This is a genomic window from Sphaerisporangium rufum (assembly GCF_016863395.1).
Taxonomy (GTDB): domain Bacteria; phylum Actinomycetota; class Actinomycetes; order Streptosporangiales; family Streptosporangiaceae; genus Sphaerisporangium; species Sphaerisporangium rufum.
On the sequence record NZ_BOOU01000046.1, the window covers coordinates 110,629 to 126,574 of the forward strand.

Annotated in this window: 13 protein-coding genes; 7 read left to right on the forward strand and 6 right to left on the reverse strand. The window is 74.1% G+C overall.

Annotated elements, in window-relative coordinates:
- The first annotated feature begins 9 nt into the window (after positions 1–9).
- Both Sru01_RS16375 and hflX read left to right on the forward strand, forming a co-directional pair.
- Positions 10–747, forward strand: coding sequence for a DUF4097 family beta strand repeat-containing protein (locus Sru01_RS16375; protein WP_203985577.1), 738 nt, complete (start codon positions 10–12; stop codon positions 745–747).
- Between the two features lie 158 nt (positions 748–905).
- A complete protein-coding gene (gene hflX, locus Sru01_RS16380; protein ID WP_203985580.1) occupies positions 906–2,321 on the forward strand; it encodes a GTPase HflX in 1,416 nt (471 codons plus the stop codon).
- 45 nt (positions 2,322–2,366) lie between these two features.
- On the opposite strand, the gene Sru01_RS16385 is transcribed toward hflX, so the two are convergent.
- The 6 genes from Sru01_RS16385 to Sru01_RS16410 form a co-directional block, all read right to left on the reverse strand.
- On the reverse strand, positions 2,367–3,944 hold the full coding sequence (locus tag Sru01_RS16385; RefSeq protein WP_203985583.1) for a fused response regulator/phosphatase: 1,578 nt from the start codon (positions 3,942–3,944) through the stop codon (positions 2,367–2,369).
- Between the two features lie 95 nt (positions 3,945–4,039).
- Positions 4,040–5,443, reverse strand: a complete 1,404-nt coding sequence (locus Sru01_RS16390) for a sensor histidine kinase (protein WP_203985586.1) — start codon at positions 5,441–5,443, stop codon at positions 4,040–4,042.
- Positions 5,440–6,450, reverse strand: coding sequence for an ATP-binding SpoIIE family protein phosphatase (locus Sru01_RS16395; protein ID WP_203985589.1), 1,011 nt, complete (start codon positions 6,448–6,450; stop codon positions 5,440–5,442). Before Sru01_RS16395 ends, Sru01_RS16390 begins: the two co-directional genes overlap by 4 nt.
- Entirely contained in the window at positions 6,438–6,830 is a 393-nt protein-coding gene (locus Sru01_RS16400) for an anti-sigma regulatory factor (RefSeq protein WP_203985591.1), read from the reverse strand. The genes Sru01_RS16395 and Sru01_RS16400 overlap by 13 nt, the downstream gene beginning before the upstream one ends.
- 23 nt (positions 6,831–6,853) lie before the next feature.
- The gene (locus Sru01_RS16405; protein ID WP_203985593.1) at positions 6,854–7,243 is read right to left on the reverse strand and encodes an STAS domain-containing protein; all 390 of its coding nucleotides are present in this window, start codon (positions 7,241–7,243) and stop codon (positions 6,854–6,856) included.
- A 1-nt stretch (position 7,244) separates the two neighbouring features.
- Positions 7,245–8,102 carry an STAS domain-containing protein gene (locus tag Sru01_RS16410; protein WP_373869522.1) on the reverse strand — a complete coding sequence of 286 codons (858 nt, stop codon included), beginning with the start codon at positions 8,100–8,102 and terminating at the stop codon, positions 7,245–7,247.
- Positions 8,103–8,731: 629 nt separating this feature from the next.
- Here Sru01_RS16410 and Sru01_RS16415 point away from each other — a divergent pair.
- The 5 genes from Sru01_RS16415 to holA all read left to right on the forward strand — a co-directional run bounded on the left by Sru01_RS16415 (position 8,732) and on the right by holA (position 15,882).
- Positions 8,732–9,940, forward strand: a complete 1,209-nt coding sequence (locus Sru01_RS16415) for an amidohydrolase family protein (RefSeq protein ID WP_203985596.1) — start codon at positions 8,732–8,734, stop codon at positions 9,938–9,940.
- Between the two features lie 246 nt (positions 9,941–10,186).
- Entirely contained in the window at positions 10,187–11,041 is an 855-nt protein-coding gene (locus tag Sru01_RS16420) for a DegV family protein (protein WP_203985599.1), read from the forward strand.
- A gap of 130 nt (positions 11,042–11,171) precedes the next feature.
- The gene (locus Sru01_RS35665; protein ID WP_239137484.1) at positions 11,172–12,125 is read left to right on the forward strand and encodes a ComEA family DNA-binding protein; all 954 of its coding nucleotides are present in this window, start codon (positions 11,172–11,174) and stop codon (positions 12,123–12,125) included.
- An 89-nt stretch (positions 12,126–12,214) separates the two neighbouring features.
- A complete protein-coding gene (locus Sru01_RS16430; RefSeq protein ID WP_239137485.1) occupies positions 12,215–14,683 on the forward strand; it encodes a ComEC/Rec2 family competence protein in 2,469 nt (822 codons plus the stop codon).
- 230 nt (positions 14,684–14,913) lie between these two features.
- Complete coding sequence (holA, locus tag Sru01_RS16435; protein ID WP_203985605.1) at positions 14,914–15,882, forward strand: DNA polymerase III subunit delta; 969 nt, start codon at positions 14,914–14,916, stop codon at positions 15,880–15,882.
- The last annotated feature ends 64 nt before the right edge of the window (positions 15,883–15,946 follow it).

The window sequence follows — 15,946 nt, forward strand, 5'->3', positions numbered from 1 at the left end:
CCTTGGACCATGAGCATCTCGACCGCCCGTCCCGCCGCCACCGGCCCGTCCCGCGGCCGCCGGAGCCTGGCCGCCGCCGGTGCCGTCCTGGGCGCGGCCCTGCTGCTGAGCGGATGCGGCCTGCGGAGCCTGGCCTCGCCGGCCCAGGAGAAGGTCCAGACCTACGACGTGGGCGGCCGGCTCACCATGCTCAAGGTGGACTCCGGCTCGGGCGCCATCGTCGTGGACCAGACCGGCCGGTCCGGCGTCCGGGTGACCGAGACCGTGCACTGGACCGATGATCCGCCGCGGACCCGGCACCCGGTCGACGGCGGCACCCTCACGCTCGACTACGACTGCCCGCGCGACGAATGGCGGTGTGGCGTCGACTACAAGATCGAGATCCCGCGCGATCTGCGGGTCGACCTGCACACCGGTTCCGGCGACATCACCCTGCGGGCGGTGTCGGGCGAGCTGAAGGCCGTCACCGGCTCCGGCGAGATCGGCGGGAGCGCGCTCACCGCCCGGCGGGCGTCCGCCGAGACCGGCTCGGGCGACGTGGAACTGCGGTTCGCCACCGCACCCGGGACCGCCGAGCTGCGCACCGGCTCGGGCAGCGCCATCGTCCGGGTGCCGCAGGACACCTACGACGTCACCGCGCGCACCGGCTCCGGGCAGAAGGTCGTCGAGGTCGGTACCTCCGCCTCCGCCACCCGGCGGATCGTCGTGCAGACCGGTTCCGGCGACGCCAAGGTGCTGAAGGGCTGACTCCCGCGGCGCCGGGGTGCCGGCCCCAAAAGAAGGTGAACCGGCACCGCCCCCCGTGGCACCATCGGGAAGAGCGCACGAGATTCACGTGTTGAACCGTGTGTAGAACCACACCCGAGCGCCAAGGGAGCGCCACCATAGCCACCGAGAAGACGTACATGTCGAACGAGTCCTACGAAGACCTCGCCGAGCTCGCCACCGGCGACTACGACCTGGCGGAGCGGCAGGCGCTGCGGCGGGTCGCCGGTCTGTCCACCGAGCTCGAGGACGTCACCGAGGTCGAGTACCGGCAGCTCCGTCTGGAGCGGGTGGTGCTGGTCGGGGTGTGGACCACCGGCACCGCGACCGACGCGGAGAACTCCCTGCAGGAGCTGAAGCTGCTCGCCGAGACGGCCGGCTCCCAGGTCCTGGAGGGTCTCATCCAGCGCCGGCAGCGGCCCGACCCGGCCACCTACATCGGCTCGGGCAAGGCGACCGAGCTGCGCGACATCGTGGTCGCGACCGGCGCGGACACCGTGATCTGCGACGGCGAACTCACCCCCGGCCAGCTCCGCCAGCTGGAGGACATCGTCAAGGTCAAGGTCATCGACCGTACGGCGCTGATCCTGGACATCTTCGCCCAGCACGCCAAGAGCCGCGAGGGCAAGGCCCAGGTCGAGCTGGCCCAGCTCAGCTACCTGCTGCCCCGCCTGCGCGGCTGGGGCGGCAACCTGTCCCGGCAGGTCGGCGGCCGGGCCGCCGGCGGCGTCGGCATCGGCGGCCGCGGCCCCGGTGAGACGAAGATCGAGCTGGACCGGCGCCGCATCCGCGAGCGGATGGCCAAGCTCCGCCGGCAGATCGGCGGCATGTCGGTCGCCCGCGAGACCATGCGGGCCCGGCGGGCGCGGCGCGAGGTGCCGGCGGTCGCCATCGCCGGATACACCAACGCCGGCAAGTCGTCGCTGCTCAACCGGATCACCGGCGCGGGCGTGCTGGTGGAGGACGCCCTGTTCGCCACCCTGGACCCGACCGTGCGCCAGGCGCGCACCCCGGACGGCCGGCTGTTCACCATCGCCGACACCGTCGGATTCGTCCGGCACCTGCCGCACCAGCTGGTCGAGGCGTTCCGCTCGACGCTGGAGGAGGTCGGCGAGGCCGATCTGATCCTGCACGTCGTCGACGGCTCGCACCCGGACCCGGAGTCGCAGATCGCCGCGGTCCGCGAGGTGCTCTCCGACATCGAGGGCGTCCGCGACATCCCGGAGATCATCGTGATCAACAAGGCGGACGCCGTCGATCCGGTGGTCCTCACCCGGCTCACGATGCGCGAGCGGCGCAGCGTGGTGGTCTCCGCCCGCACCGGCGCGGGGATCGACGAGGTGCTCGCCCTGATCGAGCGGGACCTGCCCCGGCTGGACCACCACGTCCACCTGCTGGTCCCCTACGACCGGGGCGACCTGATCGCCCGGGCCCACCAGGAGGGCGAGGTGCTGTCGGTCGACCACACCGGCGACGGCACCGTGCTGCGGGCCAGGGTGCCGGCCGGGCTCTACCACGAGCTCGAGCGCACCGCCAAGCCGGTCGAGACGGTCTGAACCACCCGGGCCGGCGCGGGTTTCCTCCCGCGCCGGCCCGCCACGTCAGCAGGTGCGGCGCAGCGCCACGATCGCCACGTCGTCCTCCCGCGGGCCGAAATGGTCGATCAGCCGGTCACAGAAGGCCTCCAGGTCCTGGCCGGCCGACATGGCGAGCGTGCGCACCACTTCCAGGCTCTGGTCCAGCGGCACGTCGCGGTCCTCGATCAGCCCGTCGGTGAACATCAGCAGCGCCCCCTCCGGCGGGATCCGCAGCCGGTCCACCCGGTACCGCTCCGGCGCGGCTCCGATGAGCAGATTGCCCCAGTCCAGGTAGACCGCCTCACCGTCCCCGACGATCACCGGGGGGATGTGGCCGGCGTTCGCCATCTCGATCTCGCCGGTGGCGGTGTCCATCAGCAGCAGGCACACCGTGGCGGTCATGCCGGGGTGGTAGTGGCGCAGCACGTCGTTCAGCCGGCCCATGAGCCGGCCGAGATCGCGTTCCTCCACCGCCAGCGCGCGCAGCGCGTGCCGCAGCTCGGCCATGATCGTCGCCGCGTGCAGCGAGTGGCCCTGTACGTCGCCGATGCCCACCAGCAGCCGGTCGCCGAGCCGCATCACCTCGTAGAAGTCGCCGCCCACCTCCACGTTGTCCACCGCGGGCTGGTAGCGCACGGCGAGCTCCAGGCCCGCCGGTGAGGGGATGTGCGAGGGCAGGAAGCTGCGCTGCAAGGTCAGCGCGATCAGGTGCTCCTCGGCATAGGTGCGCAGCGCGTCCGCCGCGATGGCCAGCGCCTGGCAGAGCTGCTTGAGGATGTTCGCCTCATCGGCGTCCAGATCCTCCAGGGCCTCGACACCGAGGACCACGGGGGTCCGGCCGACGCGGGTGCGGGAGATGACGCCGAACATGCCGATCCGGATGGTGGCGTTCGGCACCACCCGCAGCCACTCGCCGAGCGTCGCGGAGAACTCCGCGGTGCCCGCCGCGTCACCGAGCGCGATCGCGCTGACCCGGTCCAGCGCGTCCGGCACCACCGGCTGGTAGATCGCCTCGTCGCCGGGGACGATGACCGAACAGCGGCGGGTCCGGCCGTCCAGGCCCATCGCCAGCGCGCCGGCCCGCCGGTCCAGGATCTCCGCGGTGCCCTCGACCGCGGCCCGCAGCATCTGGTCGAACGTGGCGCTGGCATTGATCTTCAGGGTGACCTGGGTCAGCGCGCCGAGCCGGTGCGCCATCAGCTCCGCCCGCTGCCGGGCCCGGTAGTAACGCAACGTCGCCTGGACGGTCGCGATGAACTCCTCGGGCTCGATCGGCTCGGCCATGTAGCCGTCGGCGCCGCGGTCCAGGCCGTGCGCGCGGTCCAGCACCGAGATGGCGTGCGCCGAGATCTGGATCACCGGGATCGCGGCGGTCGTCGGATCGCCCTTGATCCGCTCGCACACCTCGTACCCGTCGATGTCCGGCAGCCGCACGTCCAGGATGACCAGGTCCGGGGAGATCGCCCGCACCTTCTCCAGCGCCTCCTGGCCGCAGGTGGCCTCCACGACCTCGTGACCGACCCGGCGCAGCCAGCTGCCGAGGATGTAGCGCTTGGTCGGGGTGTCGTCCACCACCAGGATGGTCGCGGGATTCTCGTTCATACTCCCTCTTCGGTCGGCCCGCGGCGTCGGGCCGCATACCGTGCGGGTGGACTTCCCCACCGTCGGCCGATCACGCCTGCGGCCGGCCGGGACCGCTACGCGCTCGCCGGCGGGGCCGCGGGGCCGTGCTGCGGGTCGTCGCGCGCCGGCCGCCCCCCGTCGTCCTGACCCTCCGGTGCCAGCGGCAACCGCACCGCGACCGTCGTGCCCTCGCCGGGAACGCTCGTCAGATGCAGGCTACCTCCCAGTACGCCCGCCAGCCGCCGCGCGTACGGCAGCCCGAGCCCGGTACCGGACGCCTTCACCTGCAGGGCGCCGGGCACCTGGTAGAACTCCTCGAAGACCCGGGCCTGGAGCTCTTCGGGGATGCCGATGCCGGTGTCGGACACCTCCAGCACCACCTCGCCGGCTTCCTCGTCGACCCGGCCGCGCAGCGCCACCTCCCCTGACTCGGTGTACTTCAGGGCGTTCGACAGCAGGTTGCGCAGCACGCGCGTCAGCAGCACCTCGTCGGTCAGCAGGGTCGCCGGGACCGCGGAGACGTCCACGACCAGCCGGACCTCGGTGCCGGTGGTCGGGTGCAGCGTCATCCGCAGCCGGTCGGCGAGCGCCGGCAGGTCGACGGCCGAGCGCTGGGAGGTGAGGCGGCCGGACTCGGCCTTCGCCATGTCCAGCAGCTCGCTGACCAGGCCGAGCAGCGTCTGCGCCGAGGCGCCGATCAGCTCCACCTGCAACTGCTGCTCGGCGCTCAGCTCGTCGCCGCCCGGCCCGAGCAGCAGGCGGGTCAGCCCGATGACCGAGTTGAGCGGGGTGCGCAGCTCGTGGCTGATCGTCGCCCAGAAGCGCTTCCTGGCCTCGCCGGCCTCGCGGAGCTGCGCCGACTTCTCGTCCAGCTCGGCGTACAGTGCCACCACGCCGCGGTTGGTCTCCTCCAGCTCTTCGGAGAGCTGGTTGTACAGGGCGAAGACCCCCTGGTTGGTCTCCTCCAGCTCGGCGTTGACCCGCAGCAGGCTCTCGCGCTGCCGCCGGGAGTCGTCCAGCGCGGCGGCCAGCTCGCGGTTGCGCTGGCGCAGCTCGTCCAGGGCGCTGGTCGGGGCCAGCTCGATGAGCCGGTCGCGAATGCCCCCGAGGTCACCCTGCGGCCGGCTGAGCGTGGGCGGCAGGTGCTTCACCATGACGACCCGATGGCCGGCCTCGTCGTGCTCGAGCGTGTCCATCAGCCGCCCGGCCAGGGTGACCCCGCCCGGCTCGACCGGGTCCGGCCCGGCGGTGTAGCCGATGTCGATGATCAGCCCGAGGTCGTCGTCCAGCCGGAACGTCACCTCGGCGTCCCGGACGCCGGTGACGATCTCCCGGCCGACCTCGCTGAGCGCGGTCCCCACCCGGATCTGGTCGAGGTCGTCCAGCCCGACCGCCTCGGCCACCTCCCGGCCGAGCTGCCGCACGGTGAAGACGTCCCGGTCGTCCCGGACCGCCACCGTGATCAGGTCTCGGGTCACGGCGTCGCACGCACCACGAGGACGCAGGCGTCGTCCCGCCGGATGGCCCAGTCCCGCAGCAGGGTGCCCGCGATGACGTGCGCGCCGTGCCGCAGCAGGCGCGGGTAACCGGTCAGGTCCCACCGCTCGGTGAGGCCGTCGGAGTGCATCACCACCACGCCGTGCGGCGGCAGCTCGTAGTCGAACTCGCGGATCCGCCGAGCGTTGTGGCCGGCGATCCCGGGCACCGAGACCAGCCCCTGGCGGCCGTCGAAGCCGGCGATCCACCCGGAGATATTGCCCACGCCGGCGTAGGTGACCCGCCCGGCCGCCCGGTCGACGCGCGCGACGGCCACCGCGCCGCCGCGGGTCTGCCCGAGAGAGCGGTGCACCCGCTCCACCAGCCGGCCCGGCGGCTCCGGCGGGGCGGCGGCGAACACGCGGACGGCCTCCTGGGAGGCCGCCGCCGCCTGCACGCCGTGCCCGAGCCCGTCGCACACGATGGCGGTGATCACCCCGGCGGACTCGTGGAAGGCGTAGGCGTCACCGCTGATCACTTCCTCGCCGACCGGCCGGGTCAGCCCGCAGGCGCCGCCGTCCGGCGGCTCGGCGCCGCGCATGGTGAAGTGCATGCTCAGCACGGTGCCCTTGCCGGGCAGCGAGTGGAGGTCGTAGGCGTCGCTGAGCCGGGTGATCGCGCCCAGGCCGATGCCGAGCGTGCCGGTGGTGGAGTAGCCGTCCCGGATGGAGGCGAGTGTGTCGGCCATGCCGGGCCCGCGGTCGATCGCCATGACCTCGATGGACGTCTCCGCCCTGGGATGCGGGCGGATCAGCATCTGGCCGTCGGCGGCGTGCTTGACCAGGTTGGAGGCGGCCTCACTCACCGCGACCGCCACCTGGCCGACGTGCTCCTCGTCGAAGCCGCGGGCGGCGGCGAGCTGGCTGGCCGCCCGGCGGGCCGCGCCGATCGCGCTGGAGTCCTCCACCCGCAGCCAGGTATCCGATGGCCTCGGGGTCAGCGGGTCCATTTCGTCACCGTCACGACGGTCCCCCGGCCGGGGTCCGAATCGAGGGTGAACTCGTCGACCAGCCGGCGGCTGCCGCTCAGCCCCAGGCCCAGGCCGCCGCCGCTGCTCCATCCGTCGGTGAGGGCGAGGTCGAGGTCGGAGATGCCCGGACCGTTGTCGCTGAACACCAGGCGCAGGCCGCGCCGCATGCCGTTCTGCACGACCTCGATGCAGGCCTGCCCGCCGCCGGCGTGCACCAGCGTGTTGCGGGCCAGCTCGCTGGCCGCGGTGACCACCTTGGTCTGGTCGACGAGGGACAGGCCGAGGTCGATGGCATGCGCCCGCACCTTCTGGCGGACGATGACCACGTCGTCGTTGGAGGTGATGGAGAGTTGTTCCATTGTGCCGGCCGCCCCCGGGCGGTTCACTGCCCGACCGCGGACAGGTCGTCGAGGGGGGCCGAGGCGGTCCGGCCGAGCAGGGCGATGCCCTTCTCCAGGTCCAGGGCGGTGCGCAGCCCGCCCAAGGAGAGTCCGAGTTCGACGAGGGTGATGGCCACCGCCGGGCGCATGCCCACCACGATGGTCTCGGCGTCCAGCATCCGGGACATCCCGGCGATCGTGGAGAGCATGCGACCGACGAAGGAGTCGACGATCTCGACCGCGGTGATGTCGATGATGACGCCGACCGCTCCGGTCGCCACCACGCGCTCGGCGAGGTCCTCCTGGAGCGTCAGCACCGACTGGTCGTCCAGGTCACCCTGGATGGACACCAGCAGCACGTCGCCGATCTTGAGAATGGGCACCCGGTCCATGTCAGGCCTCCTCCGCGCGGACCGACACCCGGGTCCGGCGCCGGTTCACGACCTCGACCCCGCTCTGCCGCAGGGCGAAGGCGAGCGCGTCGGCGAGGGTCGCCTTGGTCACGATGTCGCCGAACTCGATGCCCAGGGTGACGATCGTGTGCGCGATCTGCGGGCGGATGCCGGAGATGATGCAGTGGGCGCCCATCAGGCGGGCGGCCATCACCGTCTTGAGCAGGTGCTGGGCCACCTGGGTGTCCACCGCCGGGACGCCGGTGATGTCGATCACCGCGTACTCCGAGCCGGTGTCCACCAGGGTCTGCAGCAGCTTCTCCATCACGACCTGGGTGCGGGCGGAGTCGAGCGTGCCGACCAGCGGCACCGCGACGATGCCGTCCCACAGCTTCACCACCGGGGTGGACAGCTCCAGCAGTTGCTCGGTCTGGTCGGCGATGATCTTCTCGCGGGCGGCGGTGTAGGCCTCGAAGGTGTAAAGGCCGAGCTCGTCGATGGTGCGGGACAGGCTGATGTAGCCGTGCAGCACCTCCTCGCCGCCGTCCGCCTCGACCAGCTCGTACACCGCTTCCTTGAGGGTGAAGACGGCCAGCGCGGTCTCGCCGGGGGTGAAGCCCTGGCGCGCGCGGGTGCGGGAGAGATCGGCGAGCAGGCCCCGCAGGTCGGCGCCGCCGTCGGGCGACTCCGACGAGCGCAGCAAGGCCCGGAGCAGGTCCCGCAGCTCACGGCGGACGTCGCTGTCGACGACCCGGCCACGCAGCGGGGCGTTCGAGATCTCGACCCAGCGGTCGACCAGGCGGTCCTCGTTCTCGCGCATAAGATCTTCGATGCGCCGCCTGCTGCTGCTCTCCTGCACGGTCAAGACATCTCCCCGCGGGCTTCTACATCTTGTTCTTCAGTCTTCGCGGGCGTGGTGCCCGCCTGAAGGCTACACGGCTCCCCGTAAGATCATTCCGCCCGCCCGCCTGCCCGACATATAGCCCAAGCGTCAATAAAATGGGCAAACCGCCTTGAAGCGCATCTACCTGGGGTAACTTCGCATAAGTGCAGGAAGTGGCAGTGGCCCGTGGTGCTCGGTTATTGCTACGATATGGAAACCCTGACAAGGCATTCTGGCGTTGGTCTCGCATGATGACGTGTGTGACTCCTGTTGCGGCAGGGGGCCGGGGCGACACCAGGCGGCACCCACAGGGCAGATCAGACATGCCAGGGCGCGCGGCGCACCGCCGTGCCCGCGAGGAGAACAAGCGGCGTTCTTCCCGATAAGCCTGTACATCGAGCCGACCTGTGAAATAACGTAACTGAACTGAAATCGCCCGGCCATGATCGCGGCGATACCGTCATCGCACCCGGTGCGGATGAGATCAGGAGACCCCCCATGACGTCCGGAGACGGAGCGGACCCGGCGGGCATGGCGCCCCGAGCCGACCGGGCCGTCACGGTGTTCCCGGACGACCGCTCGATCCCCACCGGGGTGGTGATGCCATGACGGTTCGGCTGCTCACGAACATCGGCCGGCTCTGGACCGGCAACGACGTCTGCAGCAACGCGGCGATCCTCGTGCACAACGACCGCATCGCCTGGGTCGGCCGGGCCGCCGACCTGCCGCAGAGCGTGCCTGGGGTCGTCGACGACATCGTCGACGTCGATCATGTGGAGAACCTCGGCGGGGCCCTGGTCACGCCGGGCCTCATCGACGCGCACACCCATCCGGTTTACGCCGGCAACCGCTGGGCCGAGATGGCCATGCGGTCCGGCGGGTCCACGCCGAGCGCCATCACCGCCGCGGGCGGCGGCATCGGCTCGACCGTCACCGTGACCCGCGGCACCGACCCGTGGACGCTGTGCAACGGCGTCCGCGAGCGCCTGCACGACTGGCTGCTCGGCGGCACCACCACCGTCGAGGCCAAGACCGGCTACCACCTCACCCGCGACGGCGAGCTCGCCGACATCCGGCTGCTGCGCGAGCTGGAGAAGGAACCGATGATGCCGCGGGTGCACGTCACGTTCCTCGCCGCGCACGTCGTGCCGCCGGAGTACTTCGGCCGCCAGCGCGACTACGTCGAGGCCGTCGGCTCCTGGTGCGCCGACGCCGCCGCGGCCGGTGCCGACAGCGTCGACGTCTACTGCGACGACGGCCACTTCACCACCGACGAGGCCCGTTGGGTGCTGGCCTCCGGCCGCAACGTCGGCCTGCTGCCGCGCATCCACGCCGGCGCGCACAAGCGCCGCGGCGCCGTCCAGCTGGCCGCCGAGCTCGGCTGCGCCTCGGCCGACCTGCTGCACAACACCACCGACGAGGACATCGCGCTGCTCGGCAGGTACGGCGTGCCCGCGGTCGTCTGCCCCAGCACGGCGCTGCAGCAGGGCACCCTCCCGCCGGTCCGCCGGATGCTCGCCCAGGGCGTGACCGTCGCGCTCGGCAGCGACCACAATCCCGGGCACTGCGGCATCACCTCCATGTCCCTGGTGATCGGGCTCGCGGTCGCCGCCTTCGGCATCAGCGTGGGCGACGCCCTGCGCGCCGCCACGCTCGGCGGCGCCACCGTGCTCGGCGCCCCGGACCGCGGCGTGCTCGCACCCGGCCGGCTGGCCGACATCGTCCAGTGGGACGCCGACCACGAGGGCGCCTTCGCCTGGGGCTTCGGCCTCAAGCCCCGCCGGGTCTGGCGCGGCGGCACCCCCGTCCAGTAACCGCCACCGGGCGCCTGGCTCCTGCGGTCCGGCGCCGGGAACGGAACGCGGGCGGATACGCCCGCCCCCGTCCGGTGACCTGCGCCGGCCGGCTCCACCGGCCGGTCCCGCCGCGGCCGAAGCTCTCGCGTCCGCCCCGGGCCGGGCACCCATCGCCGGGTCCGGCATGCCGCCCGGCCGGTGTGCCCGTCCGCCGGCCCTGGCGGCCGTGACCTTCCGCAGGTGGCGCCCGGGTAGCCTTCGGGCATGTCGCAAGCCGTCGCCGTGGTCACCGATTCCAGCGCCGCCCTCGACCCGGCCGAGGCGGGGCGGGAAGGCGTGCTGGTGATCCCGCTGCAGGTCGCGGTGGGCGGGCGCACCTTCGACGACGTGGCGCAGATCGACGCGGCCGCGGTCGCCGAGGCGCTGGCCGCCTGGTCGCCGGTCACCACCTCGCGCCCGGCGCCGCAGCGCTTCGCCGACGCCTACGAGGCCGCCGCCGCCCGCGGCGCGGCGAGCGTGGTCTCGGTCCACCTGTCCGCAGCGCTGTCGGGTACGGCTGACTCGGCGCGGCTCGCCGCGGCGGACGCCCTGGTGCCGGTCGACGTGGTCGACAGCGGCTCGCTGGCCATGGGACTGGGCTTCCCGGTGCTCGCCGCCGCCCGGGCCGCCCGGCGCGGCGGCACCCGGCAGCAGGTCGCCGCGGCCGCCCGGGCCTGCGCGGCGGAGACGATGACCTACTTCTACGTCGACGACCTGGAGCACCTGCGCCGCAGCGGCCGGCTCGGCACCGCGGCGACGTTCCTCGGCTCGGCGCTGGCCATCAAGCCCTTGCTGCACATCACCGGCGGCACGATCGTCCCGCTGGAGAAGGTGCGCACCTCGGGACGGGCCATCGCCCGGCTGGCCGACCTCGCGGTCAGTGCCGCGGGCGAGCGGCGGGTGGACGTCGCCGTGCACCATCTGGCCGCCCCGGCCCGGGCCGGCACGCTGGCCCGGCAGCTGACCGACCGCGTCCCGGGCCTGGCGAGCATGCGGGTGACCGAGGTCGGCCCGGCCGTCGGCGTGCACGCCGGCCCCGGCATGCTCGGCATCACCGTGGCCCCGGCCATACCGCACTGAACCGCCTACCACCCGCCAGCCGCGTACCTGACCTCACGGGACAGAACACCTAGCCGGCCGCTCCGCCGGTTATCCACAGAACGTCGCTCGGCGCCTGCCGGGGTGCCCGGCGCCGCCTAGCGTGCCTGGCGTGCGAACCGTCAACGGGTCGGACGGCGGCGAGGTCGGCGCCGCCCGCCTTTACGCCCTGCGCCCTCCCGCCGGCCCACCGCCCGTCCCGCGCTATCCGGCCGGCTATCCGGACGGCCTGGAGCACCCGGGGACCGGGTCCGATGCCGACCAGGCCGACCTCGCCCCGGCCGGGCGCCTTCGCGCGTCACCGATGCCGGCCGGCCCGGACGATGATCGGCGCCGGTCCGGTCCGGCACGGGACCCTGCCGGGCACGACGGCGTGCCGCGCGCGGCGGGAGATCGGGACGGTGGCGCGCCGGTGATCGGCGGCACGGTGCGGGAGCTGCTGGGGGCCACGATCCCCACCCGGATGGCCGGTCTCGATCCAGGGCGCCCCGGGCTCAAGGTGCTCCTGGTCGTCGGCCTGCTGGCCGCGCTGGCGGGCGGGGTCTACGCCTGGCGGGCCCGGCCGGAGCCCGAGCCGCTGCCCCCGCCGCTCCCGGTGGCCGCGCCGTCCCGCCCGCCGGCGAGCCCGACGCCGGTGGCCCGGGTGATGGTGCACGTCGCCGGTAAGGTGCGCAGGCCCGGCCTGGTCGCGCTACCGGGCGGCTCCCGGGTGGCCGACGCGCTGGCCGCCGCGGGCGGGGTGCGGCCGGGGGCGAGCGCCGGCCCGCTCAACCTTGCCCGCCGGGTGATCGACGGCGAGCAGATCATGGTGGGCGTGACCGCCGGTCCGGCCGGCTCGGAGCCGATCACGGCCGGTCCGGGCGCGGCCACCGGTGGGGTCCTCGATCTCAACGCCGCGACCACCGACCAGCTGGAGACCCTGCCCGGGGTGGGCGAGGTGCTGGCGGCCCGGATCGCCGAGTTCCGCACCCGCCACTCCGGGTTCCGCAGCGTCGATCAGCTACGCGAGGTTCCCGGCATCGGCGAGCGCAAGTTCGCCGAGCTCCGCGACAAGGTCACCGTATGACCGCCCCCGGCCCGCCCGCACCAGGTCCGCTCGTACCGGTCCCGCCCGCACCCGGTCCTTCGGCCGCATTCCGCCCGCGCGGGCCAGAGGTGAAAGGTTCGGAGGCGCCGTCGGCGTTCGCCGCCCGCCTGGTGCCGCCGGCCCTGGCCGCCTGGGGCACCGCCCTGGTGCTGCTCGGCTGCCCGGCCCGCACCGGCGTGCTGACCGCCCTCACCGCCCTGGTCCTGATGGCGGCGGTGGCCGCGATGCCACGAGGTCGTCACCTGGCGCCGGGCCGCCGCCCGGGCAGGCCGGAGCGGAGGGGAGCGGGGACGGGCTGGTCGGTCGGGGTCCCGCCCGGTCCCGGCCACGGTGTGCCGCGGCGGGCCGGCCGATCTCCGGCGCTGCGGGCGGGCCGGGGGGTGGCGCTCGGGATGCTCGGGTGCATCGCGGGGGCCGCGGCTGCGGTGGCGTTCCGGGTGCACGCCGTCACCTCCGGCCCGGTCGCGGAGCTGGCGCAGCGGCGGGCCGCGGTCGTGCTGGAGGTGACGCTGACCGACGACCCCCGGGTGCTGCCCGGCCATCGCGGGCTGGTCCGCCGGGACCGCATCGTGGTGCCGGCCGCCGCGGTGCTGGTGACCGCCGGCGGACGGGCCTACGCGGTGCGGGCGCCGCTGGTCGTGTTCGCCTCCGGTGACGAGTGGCGCGGGCTGCTGCCCAGCCAGCGGCTACGCGTCCACGGCCGGCTGGCCCCTCCCGAGCCGGGCGAGCTGCTGGCGGCCGTGCTCCTGGCCGCCGGGGCGCCAGAGCGGCTGAGCGGTCCGTCACCGCCGCAGCGGGTCGCCGCGACGTTGCGGTCCGGGCTCCGGCAGGCGGCGGGCGTCCTGCCGCCGGACGAGCGCGGCCTGCTGCCGGCGCTGGTGGTCGGTGATCTGTCGCTCATGGAGGAACAGGTCCGCGCCGACCTGAAGACGGCGGGGCTGAGCCACCTGACCGCGGTGTCCGGGGCCAACCTCGCCATCGTCGCCGGCGCGGTGGTGGCCCTGTCCCGGCTGGCCGGCCTGCCGCTCGGGCTGCGGGCGGCCGGCATGATCGCGGCGATGATGGCGTTCGCGGTCGTGGCCCGTCCCTCGCCGAGCGTGCTGCGCGCGCTGGTCATGGGCTCGGTGGCCGCCATCGCCCTTGGGACCGGGCGGTCGGCCGCCGGCCTCGGCGCGCTGGCGGCCACGGTTCTCGGCCTGGTGCTGTTCGACCCGGGGCTGGCCCGCGAGTACGGCTTCGCGCTGTCGGTCTTCGCCACCGGCGGCATCTTGGTGCTGGCGCCCCGGTGGCGCGACCGGCTGGCCGGGCGGCTGCCCCGGATGGTCGCCGAGGCCATCGCCGTCCCCTGCGCCGCCCAGGCGGCGGTGACCCCGCTGCTGGTGGTGATGGCCGGGCAGCTGGAGCCGGTCGCGGTGCCGGCCAACCTGCTGGCCGGGCCGGCCGTGGCGCCGGCGACGCTGCTCGGCTTCGCGGCGGCGGTCGTCGCGCCGTTTCACCTGCCGGCGGCCCAGGTCCTGGTCCGGCCGGCCGGGTACGCGGTGGGCTGGATCATCTGGGTGGCCCGGCAGGCGGCCGGACTCCCGGCCGCGACTCTCTCCTGGCCCGGCGGGCCGGCCGGGCTGCTACTGCTCGCCCTGATCGCCGCGACGGCCTGGTTCGTGCTGCGCCGCCGGGCCTGGCGGCTGCTGGCCTGCGCCATGGCCGCCGGCCTGGTGCTGGTGCTGGTGCTGGCCGGGCCGGTGCTGCGATCGTGGCCGCCGCCGGGTTGGCTGATGGTCTCCTGTGATGTCGGCCAGGGTGACGCGCACGTGCTCGCCGCCGGGGCCGGCCGGGCCGTGGTGGTCGACACCGGCCCGGATGTGGTGGCGGTGGACCGCTGCCTGCGCGAGCTGGGCGTCCGCGAGGTGCCCCTGCTGATCCTGACCCATCCGCACTTCGACCATGTCGGCGGCCTGGACGGGGTGTTCCGGGACCGCCGGGTCGGGGTCGTGCTGACCGGCCCGGGCACCGAGCCGCGCCAGGAGAGCGCCCGGGTGCACGCCGATCTCGCCCGGCGGCACGTCACGCCCCGGGTGGCCTCGCCCGGCACCGTCTGGCAGATCGGCCCGGTCCGGCTGACCGTCCTCGCCCCGGACGCCGGCCTGTTGCCGGCGGGGCCGGGGGAGGGCTCGGTCGCGAACAACGCGAGCGTGGTGATCCACGCGAGCTGGGCCGCCGGTTCGGTGCTGCTGACCGGCGACGTGGAGACCGAGGCCCAGCAGGCCCTGCTGGCCCGCGGGCTGCCGCCCGCCGACATCTTGAAGGTCCCGCACCACGGCTCGGCCCGGCAGGACCCCGGCTTTCTGGCCGCCACCGGCGCCCGGGCGGCGCTGATCAGCGTAGGGGCGGGCAACGACTACGGCCATCCGGCGCCGCTCACCCTGACCCGGCTGCGCGATCTCGGCATCCGCGTCCACCGCACCGACCGCGAGGGCGCCCTCGCCGTCATCGCCGACCACGGCCACCTCGCCATCGTCCCCCGCGGCCCTCCCGGCTGATCCCGTCCCGCCGAGGCCGCGGGATCCGTGCCGCCGGGCTCCGGCGGGGCGGTGACCAGGCGGGGCCTGATGCTCGCTGCGCCCCAGGGGCCGTCAGCAGGTGACCTTGTGGCCGCAGCCTGCGGGGGACCGGGGGTGGGCCGTTCCGAGGTCGGGCCCGGGCGGTCGCTGCGCGACGTAGGTGAGCGGGTGGTGCGCGGCGGGCGGGGTGGGCGTGGGATGCTGCTGGCATGGCGACCAATCCGGCCCCGGTGACGCTCGTGCTGGGCGACGAGGAGCTGCTCGCCGAACGGGCGATGGGCGCGGTGGTCTCCGCCGCGCGGGCGGCCGACCCGCAGGCCGAGGTGTACGACCTGTTCGGAAGCAAGGTGGAGCCGGGCGAGCTGACCCGGCTGACGTCACCGTCCCTGTTCGGTGATCGGTCGGTCATCGCGGTCCGGTCGGCGCAGGACCTGGTGAAAGACGTGATCGCCGAGGCGCTGGCATACGCCAGGGCGCCGTCGGAGGACGTCACGCTGGTCCTGCTGCACCCAGGGGGCGCCAAGGGCAAGGCGCTGGTGGACGGCCTGAAGAAGGCGGGCGCCGCGGTGGTGACCGTCACCAAGCTCACCAAGGCGGGGGAGCGGCTGGACTTCATTCGGTCGGAGATGCGCGCCGCCGGGCGGAGCATCAGTGCCGACGCGACGCAGATGCTACTGGACGCGGTCGGCAGCGACCTGCGCGAGCTGGCCGCGGCCTGCAGCCAGCTCGCCTTCGACACCCCCGGCAAGGCCGTCGACGAGGCGGCCGTCGCCCGCTACCACCGGGGCCGGGCCGAGGTCAGCGGTTTCACCGTCGCCGACAAGGCGGTGGAGGGCCGGCTGGGTGAGGCGATGGAGCAGCTGCGGTGGGCGCTGGCGACCGGGGTGGCGCCGGTGCTGATCGTCAGCGCGCTGGCCGGCGGAGTGCGTTCGCTGGCCAAGGTGGGCAGCGCGCCGCGCAACCTGCGCGGCGGGCAGCTGGCCGCGCACGTCGGCATGCCACCGTGGAAGGTCGACCGGGTGCGGCGGCAGCTCAACGGCTGGGGGCCGGACGGCCTCGCCCGGGCGCTGCGGGCCGTCGCCGTGGCCGACGAGCAGGTCAAGGGCGGTGGCACCGACCCGGGGTACGCGCTGGAGCGCACCGTGCAGACCATCGTCGCCAGCCGCGACGGCCGCTGACGGCCGTCCACCGTCGATCCGGGCACCATGGGCGCAGGGCCGGTGCGGTCGGGCGGTTCGCGCA